Raw genomic sequence first — 18,342 nt, forward strand, 5'->3', positions numbered from 1 at the left:
AAGGACGGGTGACAATGAGTTCACCCGTTCCAACGCATAAAATCCCAACGGTTGGGAATTTCAGTCTTCGGCTTCGGTGATCGGCTTGCCGAGCACGAGCATTCTTCTGCCCGTCTCATCATCGAAAAATTCCAGCGGCTCAAGCGAGTTCATCGCATCTTCGAGCTTGGCAACCCGTTCAGACAGTTCTTCATCTGGTTGGGTGCTTCGACTTGCTCTCTTGGCGGCACCCACGAATGACAGCCTGCCGTTATAGTTCTGACGCTGTTCATCCATCTTAAAGCTATCTTTCAGCCTTGAGACAATTTCAGCGTTCATGGTGCGATCCTCAGCCGCCGCAGCCGCTTTGATTTTCTCCCGCATCCCATCAGGCAGGCGAACCATAAACCTGTCTTGTTCTTCACTCGGGTATCTTTTTGTCATAGCGGCCTCCTGCCTGCCGACTTTATGCCGACTTGACACACGACACAAGCATATGCCAATTTATGCCGACTAGGCATATAAGGAGATGACAATGCCGGAACCCCGCTTGAACCTGAGACTGTCCGAAGACGTGAAGAACTGGCTGGCAGCACGGGCAGCCGCGAATGATCGCAGCATGACGGCCGAAGTGAACCGCATCCTTAAAGCGGCTCAGGCTGCAGAACGTTCCACGGGAGCAGCACAATGACACTGACGCTCATCAAGCCCGTGAAGACCCCAGCGCCTGCCCTCAGCGGCTTCGCCTATGCTGACCTTGAGCCGAAGATTGCCGAGGGGGCGAAGGCTGCCGCGACTGTGATCCGCGAGAAGCTGGACACGGTGCGCAGTGACTTCCTGACCATCGGCACCAAGCTTCTGGCGATCAAGGAGAAGCTGCCCCACGGCATGTTCGGTGCGTGGATCGAAGCCGAATTTTCGATGGGCCATTCCACCGCCAACAATCTGATGAACGTGGCGCGGCTTGCAAACAAGGTGCCGCCGCAGGTGATCGAGCATTATCCGCAAGCGGCAGTCTACAAGCTGGCAGCCCCCAGCACCCCGGAGTGCATCGTCACCCAACTGGCCAATCTGGCGAAGAAGGGCGATCCGCTCCCGGCACCTGAACAGATGCTGACCGAGCTTCGGGAGGCGAAGGAGAAGGAAGACGCCGCCAAGGAGGAACAGCGGCAGGCTGCGCAGGCCGCACGGCAGGATAAGGCTGCCCGCAAGGCTCTGCTGGCCGAGGGCAAGACCCCCGAAGAAGTTGAAAAGATCATGGCGAACAAGGCCAAGAAGAAGGCCGCATACACGAAGGCCAAGGCGAAGGCGAAGGCCGAACAGCATGAAGCCTACAAGCAGGAAACAGAAGAGCGGAAGGCCCGCGCCGCCGAAGCCGTGGCCTTTCTGCGCGATCACCTGAGCCACGATGACCTGCGCGAGTTCGCCGCCCTCTATGACGCAGGGGGCTTCATGTTCAACAAGACCTTGAAGGAGGCCGTGCAATGACACTTCCCATCAAAATTCAGAAACATGGCAACGGGCAATTCAGTGTCGGCAAGGGAGGAAAGCCCGCAACCGTCTGTAAGACATATGAAGAAGCCGTGGATGCAGCACTGAGGATGCAGCGCAATGCCACCGGAGAGCCGCCCAAGATTGTGGACCTGACGGGGGAAGCGGGAGCATGACCGAGAAAAGCGCAATGGCGTCGCTGCCCGCAGAGAAGGGGTCGAAAGCCCCTTCTTTCGGCTGGATCAAGCGCGCCCGGAAGCTCGCCCCCGCGAATGGCAAGCTGAGCGTGGTGGAGATGAAGAAAGCGGCGAAGGTGCTGCAAGGCATCGGCAAGCCCGTCTCGGGCATCGAAGCCATGCCGGATGGCAGTTTCCGGGTGCTGGTGCAGCACTCTGAGCCAGCACCGCCGCCGGACAGCAACCCTTGGGATGAGGTGCTGCCCGATGGCCAAGAATAAGACTTCAAAGCCCAAGTATGTGCATGTCTACCGCGACAGGCACGGCAAGGTGCGCATCTATTTCAACAAGCCGGGGCAACCCCGAGTGCCGTTGCCCGGCCCCCTGAACAGCCCTGCGTTCTTCGCAGCCTACGCCAAAGCCATCGCCGGGGTGGAACTGACCACCACGACCAAGCCCAAGGCCGCGAAGGATACCATCTCCGCGCTGATCGAACTCTATTACAACTCGCCGCTGTTTCATGGCCTGTCCGACAGTAGCAAAACGAACTATCGCCGCATATTGGAAAGGTTCCGGCAGGAGCATGGGGACAAGCCTATCATCGGGCTGGGCCGGAAGCATGTGACATCTATCCTCGGGAAGATGAGCGACCGCCCAGAGGCAGCCAACACGCTCCTGAAACGCCTCAAGGTGCTGATGGGCTTCGCGCTGGACAACGGCATGGTTGACCATAACCCGCTAGTCGGGATGAAGGGCTTCAAAACCTCCTCGGAAGGCTTCCACACTTGGAGCGAAGATGAGATTGCCCGCTTTGAAGATCGGCATCCCATCGGCTCTAAAGCCCGGCTGGCCATGACGCTGATGCTCTGCACCGGGCAACGCCGCTCAGACGTGGTGCGGATGGGGTGGCAGCATGTGGACGGCAACTTGATTGCGGTGAAGCAACAGAAGACGGGCGCAAACCTGCTGATCCCGATCCACCCGAAACTGAAAGCCGTTCTGGATCAGACGCCCCGCGACAACATGACCTTTCTGTTGACCGACTACGGGAAGCCTTTCAGCGCCAACGGTTTCGGGAACTGGATGCGGAAGCGATGTGATGAGGCTGCCTTGTCAGTCTGTTCCTCACATGGACTGCGCAAGGCATGTGCCCGACGCTTGGCCGAAGCGGGATGCAGCAATCAAGAAATCAAGGCCGTGACGGGACACGAGACCGAAGCGGAAGTCACCAGATATACCAAGGCAGCCGATCAGAAGGTGTTGGCTCTAAAAGCCATGGGCAAGCTCAGCGGGGGTGAAGGTGGAACACAATCTGCTAACCTCCCTGACAAAGTTAGCAAGTCCAGTAGCTAAGGCTCTGGCAATGCTCACTTTCTCTGGGAAGGTGGCAGCCCGTAGGGGAGTCGAACCCCTCTTTCCAGGTTGAAAACCTGGCGTCCTAACCGATAGACGAACGGGCCATCCAGTGCGTGACGCGTTACCTAGAAAAAACGGCGGGGGTGCGCAAGGGGATTTTTGCGAGTTCGGGCAGCTTTTTCATCCCAAGGGCGCGGCGTCCTCCAGCCGGAGCTGCACGGTCTGCCGACCGGCCCAGCTGTTGACCTCCAGCCGGCCGGCCAGATGGAAGCGTTTGCCGCCATAGGCCTCCAGCGCGGGACCAAGCGGCCCGTCGAAGGCGCCGAAAGCGATCGCGTCGAGTTTGCCGCCGGTATCGCCGGTGAATGCGATCTTGAGGTGGCGCTCCCCGACCCGGCGGCAGAACCCGACCGCCATGTCGGGGAAAGCGAAGCGCGCCGCAGCGGCACCGGCGCCGAAGGGACCCGCGGCCTCGACCTGCGCGACAAGATCTAGAGAGACCGCCGAGGGCATCAAGAGCGTATCGACGCGCAGGTCGGCTGGCCCGCGCTGGCTGGCCCCCTGCCTGTCGAGCAGCGTGGCGAGTCGCGCCATCGCGTCGGGCAAGCGGTCGCGCGCGACGGTCAGACCGGCGGCCATGCGGTGCCCGCCCCCCTTGATCAGCAGTCCTTCGCCGGCAAGGCGCTGAACCGCGGCCCCCAGATCGACGCCGGACACCGACCGGCCCGATCCCTTGCCCTCGTCCCCGTCAAGGCCGATCACGACCGCCGGGCGATTGGTGGCTTCTTTCAGGCGGCTGGCAACGATGCCCACGACACCGGGATGCCATCCCTCCCCCGCGGCCCAGACAAGGGGGCCGTCCAGCCCCCGCGCCTCGGCCTGGGCAAGGGCGGCCTCACGCACCGCGGCCTCGATATCCCGGCGCTCGGCGTTCAGCCGGTCAAGCCGTTCGGCCAGCGCCGCGGCCTCATCCGGGTCTGCCGTGGCCAGAAGCCGCGCGCCAAGATCGGCCTGGCCGATGCGCCCGCCGGCATTGATCCGGGGGCCGAAGACGAAGCCCAGGTGATAGGGCGTCGGCGCGGTGTCGAGCCGCGCGATATCGGACAGGGCCACCAGACCGGGGCGGCGGCGCTGGCCCATGACCGTCAGCCCCTGCCGGACAAGCGCACGGTTGACCCCGATCAGGGGGGCGACATCGGCCACCGTGGCCAGTGCGACCAGATCCAGAAAACCCAGAAGGTCGGGCCCCTTGGCCCCGCCTGCCCGCATCTGCCGGTTGACCTCTACCAGCATCAGAAAGACCACGCCCGCCGCGCAGAGATGCCCCAGATCGCCGGTTTCGTCCTGCCGGTTGGGGTTGACCACGGCACAGGCGGGGGGAAGGGTCTCTGCCCCGAGGTGATGATCCAGAACGATCACGTCGGCGCCCTTGGCCGCGGCGATGGGCTCATGGCTCAGCGTGCCGCAATCGACACAGACGATCAGGTCGTGATCGCGGGCCAAAGCCTGCATCGCCGGGACGTTCGGGCCATAGCCTTCGTCGATCCGGTCGGGGATGTAGAGTGTGGCGTCGCGGCCCATGGCGCGCAGCCATGTCAGCAGCAGCGCCGCAGAGGCGCCGCCGTCGACGTCATAGTCGGCGAAGACGGCGATACGCTCCTTCCCGCGGACCGCGCCCAGAAAGCGTTCGGCAGCGGCGCCCATGTCGCGCAAGGACAGCGGATCGGGCAGCGTGTCCTTCAGCGTCGGGGCAAGGAAGGCGTCGGCCGCATCGGCGGTCACGCCCCGCCGGGCCAGGATGGCGGCCACGGCGGGCGGCAGGTCCGCGGCTTGGGTCAGCGCCTCGGCCTGCCGGGTCTCTTCCGCCGAGGGGCCGACCCAACGCCGGCCGGTCAGCGACTGTTCGACGCCAAGAAAGGCCTGCGTCATGCCTCAGGGGGCGGGGTTGCGATAGACCATGCGCCGGACCGACCCGGTCTTGGAGCGCATCAGCAGGGTTTCGGCGGTCAGCCAGCCGACCTCTCGCTTGATCCCGGGCAGAAGCGATCCGTCGGTCACGCCGGTCGCGGCAAAGATCACGTCGCGGGTGACCATGTCGTCGCGGGTATAGACCCGGTCAAGATCGGTGATCCCGGCCTTGGCGGCGCGGCCCCGTTCGTCGTCGTTGCGGAACAGAAGCTGGCCGTACATCTGCCCGCCCATGCATTTCAGTGCCGCGGCGGCCAGCACACCCTCGGGCGCCCCGCCCGATCCCATATACATGTCGATGCCGGTGCGCTGCGATTCCGCGCAGTGCATGACGCCGGCGACATCGCCATCGGTGATCAGCCGGATCGCGGCACCGGTAGAGCGGACCTCGGCAATCAGGTCTTCATGGCGCGGGCGTTCAAGGATGCAGACGGTGATATCGTCATTGTCGCCGCCCTTGGCCTTGGCCAGCTCACGCACCCGTTCCGCCGGCGACATGTCGAGCGTGACAACCCCCGGCGCATATCCCGGGCCGATCGCCAGCTTTTCCATATAGACATCGGGCGCATGCAGCATCGAGCCGCGCGGCCCCATGGCGATCACGGTCAGGGCGTTGGGCATATCCTTCGCCGTCAGCGTTGTCCCCTCCAGCGGGTCAAGCGCGATGTCGACCGACGGGCCTTCGCCCTGACCGACTTCCTCGCCGATATAAAGCATCGGCGCCTCGTCGCGCTCGCCCTCGCCGATCACGATGACGCCCTGAATTTCAAGCCGGTTGAGTTCGGTGCGCATGGCATCGACCGCGGCCTGGTCGGCGGCCTTTTCATCACCGTGACCGATCAGCTTGGCCGAGGCGAGCGCCGCCTTCTCAGACACACGGGCAAGACCAAGCGACAGCATGCGGTCATTGAAATCAACGGGGGAATGGGACGCGTTCATCGGAAAATCCTGTCGTCTTGCATCAATTGGACATGCGCATCTAGCGCCCCGGCCAAGTGCAAGACAAGGGGGCGAAGGCGCACGGCGTTAATTCCCCATGCGGGGTTCGGACCGGCTGCACATGCGTAAATGGCGATATCCAGAGCCCGGCCCGCGGGGTGCCAACCGGCCCATCAGCCGCCGGTCGGCGGGAACACCCCGGGAAACCAAAGACCGCGCCGGCACCGAAATGTCCCTAAAATGCCCTTCAAAAAGGCGATCTTAAGGTCATGCGCCGTACCACACCTCCTGAATGAACGGGACGGCACGGATGCGCAACATTCTCTCCAATACCTCTCTGGCCTCGCTGGTGGTCAGGCTTGGCGTTCTGTCGGCCCTGACGGTTTCGATTGCGCTGACCACACTGGGCTATGTCGCCGTTCGCAATGCGGTCCAGGAATCGGCGCTGGAAAAGCTCTCCTTCAGCGTCGACCGGCATTCACGGAATCTGACCTCATCTTTCCGGGAAATGCAGTTGAACGCGCGGTTTCTGGCCACCACGCCGGATGTCTACGACGCGGCGCGGCTGATCGACGCCAATGGCGCTGTCTCGCCGGACCCGTCTTCGAAAGCCGAACAGGCCCGACACCGGCTGGAACAGACGCTGGCCTCCTTCCTTGCGGAGCGGCCGGAATACACCCAGGCCCGGCTGATCGGGGCCGGACCGAACGCGCCGGAACTGGCGCGGGTGAACAACAAGGGCGGCCGGATTGAAATCGTCCCGCCGGAGGAGTTGCAGGACAAGGGGCAGGAACCCTACATGCGCGCCGCGCGCAGCTTGTGGCCGGGCGGGTGGCATCTGTCCGATGTGACCCTGAACCGGGAAAACGGCCGTGTCGAACCGGGCAGCCGCCCGACGATCCGCGGGGTTTTTGCCATTTCCGACGACTGGGGGGATGTCGGGGGCTATATCGTTCTGAATGCCGACTATCCCGCGCTGGTCCACAGGGCGATCGAGTATGTCGAAAACGGGGTCGAGCTTCATATCACCATCGACCAAGGTCACCTGATGGCGATTTCCGCCGATCGGTTGAGACCGGACCTGATCTTCAACGACGAAATTGAAGACCCCGAATCCCACGCGACCGCTCACTTGGCCGTGGCGCCGCATCATGAAACCCCGGGGATGCACGAACAAGACGGGTTCATCCACATCGCCCGCGAAACGCGACTGGACGGCGGTCGGACGATTACCGTGGACGTTCAGATCGAAAAGTCCGTCCTGCTGGCAGAGGCCAACAAGAAACTGATGGTCATTGGTGCCGTCGCCGCGGTTCTGGTCGGGTTGATCACCCTTGCGGGGCTGCTGATCGGCCGGTGGCTGGCACGGCCCCTGACCCGGCTGGCCCATGACGTCAACCAACCGCGTTCTCCGCTGGAACCCCTGCGGCTGAAGGTTGACGGCTATCAGGAGATCAGGCTGCTGGCCGATGCCTTTGAACAGGTGTCGGAGGATTTGGCGCGGGAAGGCCGGAACGCCGAAACCATCTTCAACTCCGCAGCGGAAGGGATCCTGCTGACGGATGAGCACGGCACGATCCTGCGCGCCAACCCGGCAGCCCTCCGGATCTTCGAAACCGAAGAGGCCGCGATCCTCGGCAAGAACGTGACCGCGCTGATGCCCGAACGCTTCCGGTCCAACCATGGCCGCCACTTCGCCTCCCTTCCAGACCGGCAGGGCACACTGCGCCTTGGTGGCGAGCGCGGGGTGTTCGGCCTGAGGGCCAATGGCGAGGAGTTCCCGCTGGAAGCCTCGATCAACCAGGTCAAGATGGAAGACCGGACAACGATCATCGCCGTTGTGCGCGATGTCTCTGAACGGCGGGCGCGGGAAGAGCAACTGGCCCAGCAGGCGCGGGAACTCGAATGGCGGGCGACCCATGACCAATTGAGCGGCCTTCTGAACCGACGCGGCATCGACGAGGCGATCCGCACATACGCCGATGACGTGCAGGACGTCACGCTGATCCAGATCGACCTCGACCGGTTCAAGCATGTCAACGACACGCTGGGCCATGAGGCCGGCGACGCCGTCATCACCGCCGTCGGAGACCGCCTGCGGGAAATCGCCCGACCCGGCGACAACATTGCCCGCATGGGGGGGGACGAATTCCTTCTCATTCGCAACGGCAAGGACGAGGAGGCCACCAAGACCTTTGCCGAAGCGGCCATTCCGGTGCTGTCGGCCACGGTCGAGTTCAACGGCCGTCCGTGCCGCTTTGGCGTCAGCATGGGCGCGGCCGGCGGCACCGTGGATCACCTGCGCACGGGCGAGTTGTTCAAGCGCGCCGATCATGCGCTTTACCGTGCCAAGGGCGAGGGGCGCGGCCGGTTCCGCTATTTCTCCCCCGAGATGGAGCGCCGCCTGAAAGACCGGGCCAATCTTGCCGCCGAACTGGAAGACGCGATCGAGGCCGATGAACTCGGCATCGCCTACATGCCCAAAGTGTCGGCCGTGGACGGTACGATCATCGGGCTGGAGGCGCTGGTGCGCTGGAACCACCCCGAACGCGGAACGCTCTCTCCCGCGACCTTCCTGCCCATCGCCGACGAGCTGAAACTGACAGAGGTTCTGGACGCGCAGGTTCTGAAACACGTCATGCGCGACCGGGAGAAATGGCTGCGAGAGGGGTATGAGGTGCCCACCGTGTCGGTCAACGTATCCGCACGGCGCCTGCTGGAACCCAATCTGGTCAAGATCGTCGAAGACATGGGCATCCCGCGGGGCACGATCAATTTCGAATTGCTGGAATCCATCTTCCTGGACGACACGTCCGAAATGATCGCCTGGAACATCGACGGGCTGCGCGACATGGGGATCGGGATCGAGATCGACGATTTCGGCTCCGGCCATGCGTCGATCCTCGGCGTGATGAAGATCCGGCCCGACTGGGTGAAGATCGATCAGGCCATCGTGCGCCAACTCCCCCTGTCGGAAACGGGCGAGAGCTTCGTCAAGGCGATCATCGACATGGCCACGCCCTTCGACATCTCGGTGGTCGCCGAAGGGGTGGAATCGGCCCACCAGGCCTCCCTGCTCAAACGTCTGGGATGTACCGCGCTACAAGGCTATCACATCGGCCGGGCCGAGAACGCAGCCCGGACAACGCGGATTCTGAACCGCGCGGGACAGCGGGCCGCGAAACCCGCCTAAGCCTGACATCGCAGGGTCAGACAAGCCGCCCCTCGGACAGATGCAGAACCCTGTCCATCCGGTTGGCAAGCTCGATATTGTGGGTTGCGATCAGCGCGGACAGCCCCGTTTCCCGCACCAGACCCATCAGCGTGCCAAAGACCGTTTCCGCCGTCGCCGGGTCAAGGTTTCCGGTCGGCTCATCCGCCAGAAGCAGCCTTGGCCCATTGGCCAGCGCCCGGCAGAACGCCACCCGCTGCTGTTCCCCGCCCGACAGCGCCGCAGGCCGATGGCCGGCGCGCGGTGCCACCCCGACACGGTCCAGCAATTCCAACGCACGCGCATTGGCGGCCCCCCGCGATGTTCCCGCGGCCAGTTGCGGCAGCACGATGTTTTCGGCGGCGGTGAACTCCGGCAACAGGTGGTGGAACTGGTAGACGAAGCCGATATCGGCGCGCCGGGTCGCCGTGCGCCGGCCGTCGGGTTCGCGCGTCATGTCCTGCCCGGCGATCCGAACCGCCCCGGCATCGGGCGTGTCCAGAAGCCCGGCAATATGCAACAGGGTCGACTTGCCCGCGCCGGAAGGGGCAACCAGCGCCACGACCTCGCCCGCGGCCACGCTGAGCGATGCGCCAGTCAGCACGCGCACCTCGCCCGCCTGCCCCTTGTTATAGGCCTTCTCGATCCCGTCGAGCGCCAGCACCGGATCACTCATAGCGCAGCGCCTCCACCGGGTTCATGCGGGCGGCACGGCGGGCAGGAAAGATCGTCACGACGAAAGACAGCCCCAGCGACAGCGCGACCGCGGAAAAGACGTCGCCGGCCTGAAGCTTGGCCGGCAGTTCATAGATGCCGCGGATCGACGGATCCCATACCCCGCCGCCCGCGACGTAATTCACGAAGGAAAAGATCGGGTCGATGTAGATGGCGAACAAACACCCGAAAATCACGCCCGCAACCGTCCCGATCAGGCCGACCGACGCCCCGCAGATAAAGAACACCCGCAGGACGGAACCTTCGCTCAACCCCATCGTGCGCAGGATGCCGATATCGCGCCCCTTGTTCTTCACCAGCATGATCAGGCCAGAGACGATGTTCATCGTGGCGATCAGCACGAGGATCGAGAGGATGATGAACATCACGTTGTCCTCGATCGTCAGCGCCCGCAGAAACGCGCCCGAGGCATCGCGCCACGTCCAGACCAGCGCGTTGTCGTCCGATGCCGCCAGCAGGGCGGGGATCACCTCCTCCACCCGCTCGGGGTCCTTGACCATCACCTCCATCTCGTCGGCGACGCCTTCGCGGTTGAAATAGGCCTGCGCCTCGGCGAACGGCATGTAGATGCGGGTGCGGTCGATGTCATAGCGGCCCGCGCTGAAGATATAGACGACCTCATACGCCTTGACCCGCGGGCTGGTGCCGAAGGGCGTCTTGACCCCATCGGGCGAGATCAGCTTGATCCTGTCGCCCACGCCCACCAGCAATTCGCGCGCCACGCCCGATCCGATGGCTATGCCGTCGTCGAACCGGGCGATGTCGCCGCGCGCTTCCTCCGAATGTCCGATCCGGGGGATGGCGGCGAGGTCCGCCGCCGCGATGCCGTAGACCTCGACCCCCGCATTGCCGTTGTTTGACGCCGCCATCACCTGCCCCCGGACCAACGGCGCAGCACGGGTCACGCCCGGCACAGCCCGCAGCCGGTCGGCCATGTCGGCGTAATCCTCGATCACCCGGGTCGCGACACCCTCATCGGTGACGTAGGTCGAGGCATAGACCGTCACATGGGCATTCGCGCCAAGGATCGTGTCGACGAATTCGGCCCGGAAGCCTGCGCGCACAGCCAGCGTCGCGATCAGCGCAAAGACCGCCAGTGCAATGCCGATCAGGCTGATCCATGTCATCACGCTGACGCCGCCCTCGGCCCGGCGCGCGCGAAGATAGCGCCAGGCAATCATCCATTCGAACGGGGCAAAGGGTGGGGGGCTGTGGGCCAAGGGGACTGTCCTGTAATCGGTCGGCGCGGCGGACAGTGGGGGCCGCGGCGGACAAGGTCAAGCGGGCACGGGCAGACCTGCTTCGGCGCTTTCCCCGTGGCCCGCCACTTACGACAGCTGGCCCCGGGTCGGGATCCGGGGGACGTCTCAGGACGGCCTTTTGCTTATGCGGAGCTTCATCCCCGTGCCCGGCCGCAGGGTGAACCACATCTGCGGCTGCGGAGAAAAACCGGGCGGCAGGGCAAAGGAGAGCCGCGTCAGAAGCGTCGCGAGGATCAGCGTCGCCTCGGTCACGGCCATCGTGGCGCCGATACAGATGCGCGGCCCCCCGCCGAATGGCAGGAAGGCGGATTTCTCGCGCGGCGTCAGCCGGTCGGGCCCGAACCGGCCCGGGTCGAAGGCGTTGGGCGCGGTCCAAAGCCCCTCGTGACGGTGCATCGCATAGACCGGCAGAACCACATTGGCGCCTTTGGGGACGAAATGCGGCCCGATTTCCCCATCGCGGGCCGCGGTTCGCGTCAGAAAACCGGCGGGCGGGTAAAGGCGCAGCGCCTCTTCCACGACCTGACGAATGTATCCCAACCGCGGCAAGTCATCATGGCGTGCCACCCCGCCCGAGATCGCGGCGTCGGCCTCGCCCCGGGCTTGGGCCTGAACCTCTGGATCGAAAGCCAGAAGATAGAGCGCCCAGGTCAGCGACAGGGCGGTCGGCTCATGCCCCGCGAACAGGAACCCAAGCAGGTTGTTCCGAATCTCAAGGTCATCAAGACCGCAATCGGAATCGCGCGGCCCGATCATCAGGTCCAGCACGTCCGGCGGATCGGACGGGCCGCGCGATCTTCTGTCAGCGATCAATCGGTCGGCCAGCCGGTCCATCCGTGCGCGGCTCTGGTCAAAGACCTCGGCGGGGCGTGGAACCCGGTTGGGAATCTTGAAGAGGTCGAAAACCGACACCCGCGTAATCGCCCCGACCAGCCGGTCGACGGACTGTGTCAGCGCCCGCCGGTCGATCACATCGCGACCCGACAGCATGACCTCGCAGATCACATCGGTCGTGGCCTCAACCATATGCGGCAGTACATCGACGACCTCCCCCGAACGGGTGGCCAGCCGTTCGGCCGCATCGCGCGCCGCCGCCCCGGTCGCCGGGCCCATGGCGGCCAGTGCCTGCGGTGTGAAGGCCGGGGCCAGCGCCTTGCGCTGCCGCCGCCAGTCCGCGCCCGATGTCACGGCAAGGTTGCTGCCCCGTCGCGGCTGCATCAGGCGCAAGAGCATCGCCGATTTCGGATAAGCCTCATGTTCGGTCAGCACATGCTGGACCGCCGCCGGCTCTGTCACGTAAAGCCACGGGCTGGGTCCATCGTGAAACACGAAGGGGGCGCTATACGCCTCTGCCGGGATCAGTTCGAGGACATTGCGCCGCGCCGTCCGATAGGCGGCCAGCGGGCCGAGCGGCCCGTTGGCGGGGCGCACCCCCACCGGCACCCTGGTCATCGCCCCTGAATCCAGCGCCACCGCAGCCCCCCACTGTCCTGCACCGCCATGGATCACACAGCGGAGACCGGCGCGGACCGAACGCCCCGGCGCCGTGCAGGGCAGTTTCGCCGGGGCGCGGTCTGTTCGTCAATATCGGCGATGGATGCGGCAAGGGCGCACAGCCGGAATGTCCGCCAGATCGCGCGGCCAAGCCGCAGAGTGGCCCCGGATCAGTGTCCGGGGCGCAGAAGGGCGATCAAAGCCAGGTGTGGAAGCTCGACTTCGCCATCGGTTCCCAATGGGCGGCGGTGTGGTGGGGGGCGTAGATCTCGGCCACTTTCGCCACCGCGGCCTCGGGGCTCATTTCCTCGCTCTCGCCGGTGCGGCGCGAGGTCAACTCAACAACCCCGTTCTTCAGACCCCGCGGCCCGACGGTCATCCGCCACGGCAGGCCGATCAGGTCCATCGTCGCGAACTTGGCGCCCGCGCGTTCCTCCCGGTCGTCGTAAAGCGGCTCCAGCCCCTTTTCGACCAACGCCTTGTAAAGGCCCGCACAGGCGGCATCGGCAGCGTCGTCGCCCTGTTTCAGATTCACGATCCCGCAATGGAAGGGGGTCACGCCCTCGGGCCAGATGATGCCGTTGTCGTCATGGCTGGCCTCGATGATCGCGCCCACCAGACGCGACACGCCGATGCCGTGGCTGCCCATGTGGACCGGCACACGCTCCCCCTTGTCGTTGGTGACCACGGCGCCCATGGGTTCGGAATACTTGGTCCCGAAATAGAAGATCTGGCCGACCTCGATCCCGCGGGACGTCTTGCGCCGCGCCTCGGGCACCTGATTGAACACCGCCTCGTCATGGGTTTCATCGGTGCGGGCATAGGGCGTCGTCCATTCCTCGACGATCTGCGCGCATTCCTCGCGGTTGCCGAAATCGACTTGTCGATCACCGAAGGTCAGGTCGAGGATCGCGCTGTCATAGAACACCTCGGACTCCCCGGTATCGGCCAGCACGAGGAATTCATGGGTGTCGTCCCCGCCGATCGGGCCGCTGTCGGCGCGCATCGGGATCGCCTTCAGACCCATCCGTTCGTAGGTTCGCAGATAGCTGACCATGTGCCGGTTATAGGCATGGATCGCGCTGTCATAGTCGATGTCGAAGTTATAGCCGTCTTTCATGTAGAATTCGCGCCCCCGCATCACGCCGAAGCGCGGGCGGATCTCGTCGCGGAACTTCCACTGGATATGGTAGAGCGTCAGCGGCAGGTCCTTGTAGCTGCCCACATGGGCGCGGAAGATGTCGGTGATCAGTTCTTCGTTCGTGGGACCGTAAAGCATATCCCGCCCGTGCCGGTCGGTGATGCGCAGCATCTCTTCGCCGTAATCGTCATAGCGGCCGGATTCGCGCCATAGGTCCGCCGATTGCAGGGTCGGCATCAGCATCGGGATGTGGCCGGCGCGGATCTGCTCCTCATGCACGATGGCTTCGATCTTCTTGAGCACCTTGAAGCCCATCGGCAGCCAGGAATAGATCCCCGCGGCGGCCTGCTTGATCATGCCCGCACGCAGCATCAGGCGGTGGCTGGCGATCTGGGCTTCGGACGGCGTTTCCTTCAGAACCGGCAGAAAATAGCGGGACAGGCGCATTTTCGGATCTCTTGCCTCGTGATTTGACGTCCCCGCTGTCCTATGTCATCGCGGACAGCCGCACAAGCGCCGCCCTTGCGCCAAACGCGCCGCCGCGCGATGAGTTGTGCGACAGGCAAGACGAGGAACCCCATGGCCCTGCCGGTCAGGCAACAGATTACGTATTGGGGCATCGCGGCGGCGGTGCTGTTTGCGCTGCTTTGGTTTCTGGGCGATGTCATCACGCCCTTCCTTGTCGGCATGGCGGTGGCCTATTTTCTTGATCCCGTGGCCGACCGGTTGGAGCGCGCGGGGTTCAGCCGGGTCTGGGCGACGGTCACGATCACGCTGGGCTCGACCCTGTTCTTCACGATTGCCGCGCTGCTGATCCTGCCGGAACTGATCCGGCAGGCGGTGTCGCTTGTGAATGTCGCGCCAGAGATCGCGCGCGATTTCCAGGCTTTCCTCAGCCAGAAGTTCCCGGCGCTGGACCAGGACGGGTCGACCGTTCGGCAGACGCTGGTCGAAATCGGCGAGGCGATCAAGTCGAAGGGCGGCGAGCTTCTGAATGGGGCCATCGCGTCCCTTGCCAGTCTTGTGAACATCGCCTTCCTGATCTTCCTCGTGCCGGTTCTGATCTTCTACCTGCTGATGGACTGGGACCGTATGGTGGCCGAGGTCGACGCCCTGCTGCCGCTGGACCATGCGCCCCAGATCAGAGAGCTTGCACGCGAGATCGATACCTCCCTTGCCGGGTTCATCCGCGGGCAGGTCACGGTCTGCCTGATCCAGGGGACGTTCTACGCCGTGGCGCTGACCGCCATCGGGTTGAACTTCGGCCTGATCGTCGGCTTTGCCTCGGGGCTGTTATCCTTCATCCCGTTCGTGGGATCCGTCGTCGGCTTCGTTCTGGCGGTCGGGCTGGCCGTGTTTCAGTTCTGGGGGGAGTGGTGGATGATCGCGGCCGCCGGCGGCATCTTCGTCTTCGGCCAGATCGTGGAGGGCAACATCCTGACGCCAAAGCTTGTCGGGGGCTCGGTGGGCCTGCACCCGGTCTGGCTGATCTTCGCGCTGTCGGCCCTTGGGGCGGTGTTCGGCTTCGTCGGGCTATTGGCGGCCGTTCCGATTGCCGCGGTTCTGGGCGTGCTGATCCGGTTCGGCATATCGCAGTACAAGGACAGCCTCCTTTACAAGGGCCATACCGGCCTTCGGGCCGAAGAGGACGCCCGCGCCCAACAGGATGGCGAGGACAACGCCTGACATGGCGCGCCAGTTGATCTTCGACCTGCCGGTGCGCCCCGCCCGGGGAAGGGAGGACTTCTTCGTCGCCCCGGCCAATGAACGGGCCGTGGCGCAGATCGATGCGTGGCGCGACTGGCCGTCGGGCAAGCTCTTGCTGATCGGGGCCGTCGGGGCGGGCAAGACCCATCTTTCCCATGTCTGGGCCGAAATGACCGGGGCCCCGCTGGTTCAGGCCGGCGATCCGGCCCTGTCCGATCCGCCCGCCCTGCTGGACAAAGGCGGAACGATCGTCGAGAATGTCGACCGCATCGCCGGGGACCGGGAGGCGGAAACCGCGCTTTTTCATGTGCACAACCTGGCCGGGGCGCAAAGGGTGCCGCTCCTATTGACCGCGCGCACACCGCCGCGCGACTGGCCCCCGATCCTGCCCGATCTGGCCAGCCGCCTGACGGCCACGGCGACGGCCCGGCTGGACCCGCCCGACGATGCCCTTCTTGCCGCAATTCTGGTCAAGCTTTTCAATGACCGGCAGCTTGCCGTGACCCCCCATCTGATCCGGTACCTTGTGCCGCGCATGGAACGGTCTTTCGCAGCCGCCGCGCGGATCGTGACCGCCATCGACCGGGAGGCGCTGTCGACCGGGCGCAAACCGGGCGTGAAGCTGGCCGGTGAAGTGCTGGACAAGGTCGGCCCTCCCACCCGATAAGGGGGAGCCGCTCCAGAATCCCAGAACCAGACACGGACAGTGATGATCCAGGCCGATTTCCTGAACGCCCCCTACCCCGATCCCGTCGAGTTGCCAGAGCCGCAGAAGCTTGGGCCCAAGCGGTTCTACAACCGCGAACTGAGCTGGCTGGGCTTCAACTGGCGCGTGCTGGAAGAGGCATCGAACCCGCGCGTGCCCCTTCTGGAACGGGTGAGGTTCGTCTCGATCTCGGCCACGAACCTCGACGAATTCTACACGGTGCGCGTGGCGGGCCTGAGGGAACTTGCGAAAAAGGGTAACACGACGCCCGCGGCCGACGGGCTGACCCCGGCCGAACAGCTTGTCCTGATCGACCGCGATGCCCGGAAACTGCTGCAAGCGCAGCAGACGGCGTGGAACAAGCTCAAGCGCGAGATGGAGGAGCAGGGCATCCATATCCTCACCCGCTCCAAGCTGACGAAATCCGACAAGGAGCATTTGCAGGACCACTTCCTGCACAAGGTCTTTCCGGTGCTGTCCCCGCTGGCCATCGACCCGGCGCATCCGTTCCCCTTCATCCCGAACACCGGTTTCTGCCTTGCGCTACAGCTAGAGCGGGTCCGCGACAGCCAGCCCTTGCAGGCGCTCTTGCCGATCCCCCACCAGATCGACCGGTTCGTGCGCCTGCCCGGGCGCGACGGGCAGGCCCGCTTCCTGCCGCTGGAAGAATTGCTGCTGATCCATCTGGGCTGGCTGTTCCCCGGGTATCGGTCCACCGGCAGTTGCACCTTCCGCGTGCTTCGCGACAGCGACCTGGAACTCGAGGAAGAGGCCGAAGACCTCGTGCGCGAGTTCGAGGTCGCCCTGAAGCGCCGCCGCCGGGGCGAGGTCGTCCGCATGAAGATGTCTGCCGGCGCGCCCGAGGAACTGCGCCGCGTCATCATGGAAGAGCTGCACATCACCGAGGAAGAGGTGATCGAGGTGCGCGGCGTCATCGGTGTGGCCGACCTGTCCGAACTGGTGCTGGACGAACGCCCCGATCTGCTGTGGCCCGCCTTTACCCCACGGGTGCCGGAACGCGTGCAGGACCATGACGGTGACATGTTCGCGGCGATCCGGCACAAGGACATGCTGCTGCACCACCCGTATGAAACCTTCGACATGGTCGTTCGGTTTCTGGAACAGGCCGCGCGCGACCCCGACGTGGTGGCGATCAAGCAGACGCTCTACCGGACCTCGAAGAACTCCCCCATCGTGGATTCGCTCTGCGAAGCGGCCGAGGACGGCAAATCGGTGACGGCGCTGGTGGAACTGAAGGCCCGCTTCGACGAGGCCGCCAATATCCGGCAGTCGCGGCGTCTGGAACGCTCGGGCGCGCATGTGGTCTATGGCTTCATCAACTACAAGACCCACGCCAAGATCAGCACCGTCGTCCGGCGCGAGGGCGACCAGTTGGTGACCTATACCCATTACGGGACGGGCAACTACCACCCGATCACCGCGCGCATCTATACCGACCTGTCGTTTTTCACCTGCGATGCCGCCCTTGGCCGCGACGCGACCAAGGTGTTCAACTATATCGGCGGCTATGCGGAACCGGAGGGTCTGGAAAACCTCGCGATCTCGCCCCTGACGCTGAAATCGACCCTGATCGAGCGGCTGCAGCAGGAGGCAGAGCATGCCAGGGCCGGCCGCCCGGCGCAGGTCTGGGGCAAGATGAACTCCCTGATCGAATCCGACATCATCGACGCGCTTTACGCGGCCTCGGCGGCGGGCGTGAAGATCGACCTTGTGGTGCGCGGCATCTGCGGTGTCCGGCCCGGGATCAAGGGCCTGTCGGAAAACATCCGGGTCAAGTCGATCATCGGGCGGTTTCTGGAACATTCGCGCATCGTGTGCTTCGGCAATGGCCACGGGCTGCCCTCGCCGCAGGCACGGGTCTATATCTCGTCCGCCGACTGGATGGGCCGCAACCTCAACCGCCGCGTCGAAACGCTGGTCGAATGCACCAACCCCACGGTCAAGGCACAGATCGTCGACCAGATCATGGCAGCCAACCTCGCGGACGAGGCGCAAAGCTGGGTGATGCAGCCCGACGGCCATTTCATCCGGGCCCCTGCCCGCGAGGACGCGTTCAACTGTCACAGGTTCTTCATGGAAAACCCGTCGCTTTCGGGCCGCGGGTCCGCGGGTGCGGCAGATGTTCCGCATCTGGGCAAAGAGGACGATTGACGCGA

At 64.5% G+C, this 18,342-nt stretch carries 16 protein-coding genes and 1 tRNA gene; 9 read left to right on the top strand and 8 right to left on the bottom strand.

Annotation, left to right across the window (positions count from 1 at the left end; translation table 11 throughout):
• Positions 1 to 60 precede the first annotated feature (60 nt).
• Positions 61 to 423, bottom strand: coding sequence for an Arc family DNA-binding protein (locus RGUI_RS07880; protein WP_081532548.1), 363 nt, complete (start codon positions 421 to 423; stop codon positions 61 to 63).
• A gap of 91 nt (positions 424 to 514) precedes the next feature.
• Here RGUI_RS07880 and RGUI_RS07885 point away from each other — a divergent pair, with 91 nt between their 5' ends.
• From RGUI_RS07885 to xerC, 5 genes are read left to right on the top strand one after another with little or no spacing between them, the layout of a single operon-like run.
• Positions 515 to 670, top strand: coding sequence for an Arc family DNA-binding protein (locus RGUI_RS07885; protein ID WP_172841109.1), 156 nt, complete (start codon positions 515 to 517; stop codon positions 668 to 670).
• Positions 667 to 1,467 (top strand): DUF3102 domain-containing protein, encoded by an 801-nt coding sequence (locus RGUI_RS07890; RefSeq protein WP_081532550.1) that lies wholly within the window; start codon positions 667 to 669, stop codon positions 1,465 to 1,467. The genes RGUI_RS07885 and RGUI_RS07890 overlap by 4 nt, the downstream gene beginning before the upstream one ends.
• A complete protein-coding gene (locus RGUI_RS07895) occupies positions 1,464 to 1,646 on the top strand; it encodes a hypothetical protein (protein WP_081532551.1) in 183 nt (60 codons plus the stop codon). Before RGUI_RS07890 ends, RGUI_RS07895 begins: the two co-directional genes overlap by 4 nt.
• Positions 1,643 to 1,927, top strand: coding sequence for a hypothetical protein (locus RGUI_RS07900; RefSeq protein ID WP_081532552.1), 285 nt, complete (start codon positions 1,643 to 1,645; stop codon positions 1,925 to 1,927). Before RGUI_RS07895 ends, RGUI_RS07900 begins: the two co-directional genes overlap by 4 nt.
• Positions 1,914 to 2,999 (top strand): tyrosine recombinase XerC, encoded by a 1,086-nt coding sequence (gene xerC, locus RGUI_RS07905; RefSeq protein ID WP_081532553.1) that lies wholly within the window; start codon positions 1,914 to 1,916, stop codon positions 2,997 to 2,999. Before RGUI_RS07900 ends, xerC begins: the two co-directional genes overlap by 14 nt.
• A 32-nt stretch (positions 3,000 to 3,031) precedes the next feature.
• On the opposite strand, the gene RGUI_RS07910 is transcribed toward xerC, so the two are convergent.
• The 3 genes from RGUI_RS07910 to glpX all read right to left on the bottom strand — a co-directional run bounded on the left by RGUI_RS07910 (position 3,032) and on the right by glpX (position 5,909).
• Positions 3,032 to 3,106 (bottom strand) — tRNA-Glu (locus RGUI_RS07910).
• A gap of 76 nt (positions 3,107 to 3,182) precedes the next feature.
• Positions 3,183 to 4,931 (bottom strand): single-stranded-DNA-specific exonuclease RecJ, encoded by a 1,749-nt coding sequence (gene recJ / locus RGUI_RS07915; RefSeq protein WP_081532554.1) that lies wholly within the window; start codon positions 4,929 to 4,931, stop codon positions 3,183 to 3,185.
• A 3-nt stretch (positions 4,932 to 4,934) separates the two neighbouring features.
• Positions 4,935 to 5,909 (bottom strand): class II fructose-bisphosphatase, encoded by a 975-nt coding sequence (glpX, locus tag RGUI_RS07920; protein ID WP_081532555.1) that lies wholly within the window; start codon positions 5,907 to 5,909, stop codon positions 4,935 to 4,937.
• Positions 5,910 to 6,219: 310 nt separating this feature from the next.
• Between glpX and RGUI_RS07925 the strand changes: the two genes are divergently transcribed.
• Positions 6,220 to 9,102 carry a bifunctional diguanylate cyclase/phosphodiesterase gene (locus RGUI_RS07925; protein WP_172841110.1) on the top strand — a complete coding sequence of 961 codons (2,883 nt, stop codon included), beginning with the start codon at positions 6,220 to 6,222 and terminating at the stop codon, positions 9,100 to 9,102.
• Positions 9,103 to 9,118: 16 nt separating this feature from the next.
• On the opposite strand, the gene RGUI_RS07930 is transcribed toward RGUI_RS07925, so the two are convergent.
• From RGUI_RS07930 to proS, 4 genes are all read right to left on the bottom strand, one after another.
• Positions 9,119 to 9,796: an ABC transporter ATP-binding protein gene (locus tag RGUI_RS07930; protein WP_081532557.1), complete on the bottom strand. Its 678-nt coding sequence runs from the start codon at positions 9,794 to 9,796 to the stop codon at positions 9,119 to 9,121.
• A complete protein-coding gene (locus tag RGUI_RS07935) occupies positions 9,789 to 11,075 on the bottom strand; it encodes a lipoprotein-releasing ABC transporter permease subunit (protein ID WP_081532558.1) in 1,287 nt (428 codons plus the stop codon). The genes RGUI_RS07930 and RGUI_RS07935 overlap by 8 nt, the downstream gene beginning before the upstream one ends.
• Before the next feature lie 147 nt (positions 11,076 to 11,222).
• A complete protein-coding gene (locus RGUI_RS07940; RefSeq protein WP_156882904.1) occupies positions 11,223 to 12,569 on the bottom strand; it encodes a cytochrome P450 in 1,347 nt (448 codons plus the stop codon).
• Positions 12,570 to 12,807: 238 nt separating this feature from the next.
• Positions 12,808 to 14,199 carry a proline--tRNA ligase gene (gene proS, locus RGUI_RS07945; RefSeq protein WP_081532560.1) on the bottom strand — a complete coding sequence of 464 codons (1,392 nt, stop codon included), beginning with the start codon at positions 14,197 to 14,199 and terminating at the stop codon, positions 12,808 to 12,810.
• A 132-nt stretch (positions 14,200 to 14,331) separates the two neighbouring features.
• On the opposite strand from proS, the gene RGUI_RS07950 reads away from it, so the two are divergent.
• From RGUI_RS07950 to RGUI_RS07960, 3 genes are read left to right on the top strand one after another with little or no spacing between them, the layout of a single operon-like run.
• Entirely contained in the window at positions 14,332 to 15,438 is a 1,107-nt protein-coding gene (locus RGUI_RS07950) for an AI-2E family transporter (RefSeq protein ID WP_081532561.1), read from the top strand.
• A gap of 1 nt (position 15,439) precedes the next feature.
• Entirely contained in the window at positions 15,440 to 16,126 is a 687-nt protein-coding gene (locus tag RGUI_RS07955) for a DnaA ATPase domain-containing protein (protein WP_081532562.1), read from the top strand.
• 42 nt (positions 16,127 to 16,168) lie between these two features.
• Entirely contained in the window at positions 16,169 to 18,337 is a 2,169-nt protein-coding gene (locus RGUI_RS07960; protein ID WP_081532563.1) for an RNA degradosome polyphosphate kinase, read from the top strand.
• The last annotated feature ends 5 nt before the right edge of the window (positions 18,338 to 18,342 follow it).

Origin of the sequence: Rhodovulum sp. P5, from assembly GCF_002079305.1 — a bacterium.
Lineage (GTDB): Bacteria > Pseudomonadota > Alphaproteobacteria > Rhodobacterales > Rhodobacteraceae > Rhodovulum.

What these genes read in the sequence shown, in the direction of transcription:
- RGUI_RS07880 (WP_081532548.1), bottom strand. Translation starts at nt 423, where the DNA reads ATGACAAAAAGATACCCGAGTGAAGAACAAGACAGGTTTATGGTTCGC.
- RGUI_RS07885 (WP_172841109.1), top strand. Translation starts at nt 515, where the DNA reads ATGCCGGAACCCCGCTTGAACCTGAGACTGTCCGAAGACGTGAAGAAC.
- RGUI_RS07890 (WP_081532550.1), top strand. Translation starts at nt 667, where the DNA reads ATGACACTGACGCTCATCAAGCCCGTGAAGACCCCAGCGCCTGCCCTC.
- RGUI_RS07895 (WP_081532551.1), top strand. Translation starts at nt 1,464, where the DNA reads ATGACACTTCCCATCAAAATTCAGAAACATGGCAACGGGCAATTCAGT.
- RGUI_RS07900 (WP_081532552.1), top strand. Translation starts at nt 1,643, where the DNA reads ATGACCGAGAAAAGCGCAATGGCGTCGCTGCCCGCAGAGAAGGGGTCG.
- xerC (WP_081532553.1), top strand. Translation starts at nt 1,914, where the DNA reads ATGGCCAAGAATAAGACTTCAAAGCCCAAGTATGTGCATGTCTACCGC.
- recJ (WP_081532554.1), bottom strand. Translation starts at nt 4,931, where the DNA reads ATGACGCAGGCCTTTCTTGGCGTCGAACAGTCGCTGACCGGCCGGCGT.
- glpX (WP_081532555.1), bottom strand. Translation starts at nt 5,909, where the DNA reads ATGAACGCGTCCCATTCCCCCGTTGATTTCAATGACCGCATGCTGTCG.
- RGUI_RS07925 (WP_172841110.1), top strand. Translation starts at nt 6,220, where the DNA reads ATGCGCAACATTCTCTCCAATACCTCTCTGGCCTCGCTGGTGGTCAGG.
- RGUI_RS07930 (WP_081532557.1), bottom strand. Translation starts at nt 9,796, where the DNA reads ATGAGTGATCCGGTGCTGGCGCTCGACGGGATCGAGAAGGCCTATAAC.
- RGUI_RS07940 (WP_156882904.1), bottom strand. Translation starts at nt 12,569, where the DNA reads ATGACCAGGGTGCCGGTGGGGGTGCGCCCCGCCAACGGGCCGCTCGGC.
- proS (WP_081532560.1), bottom strand. Translation starts at nt 14,199, where the DNA reads ATGCGCCTGTCCCGCTATTTTCTGCCGGTTCTGAAGGAAACGCCGTCC.
- RGUI_RS07950 (WP_081532561.1), top strand. Translation starts at nt 14,332, where the DNA reads ATGGCCCTGCCGGTCAGGCAACAGATTACGTATTGGGGCATCGCGGCG.
- RGUI_RS07955 (WP_081532562.1), top strand. Translation starts at nt 15,440, where the DNA reads ATGGCGCGCCAGTTGATCTTCGACCTGCCGGTGCGCCCCGCCCGGGGA.
- RGUI_RS07960 (WP_081532563.1), top strand. Translation starts at nt 16,169, where the DNA reads ATGATCCAGGCCGATTTCCTGAACGCCCCCTACCCCGATCCCGTCGAG.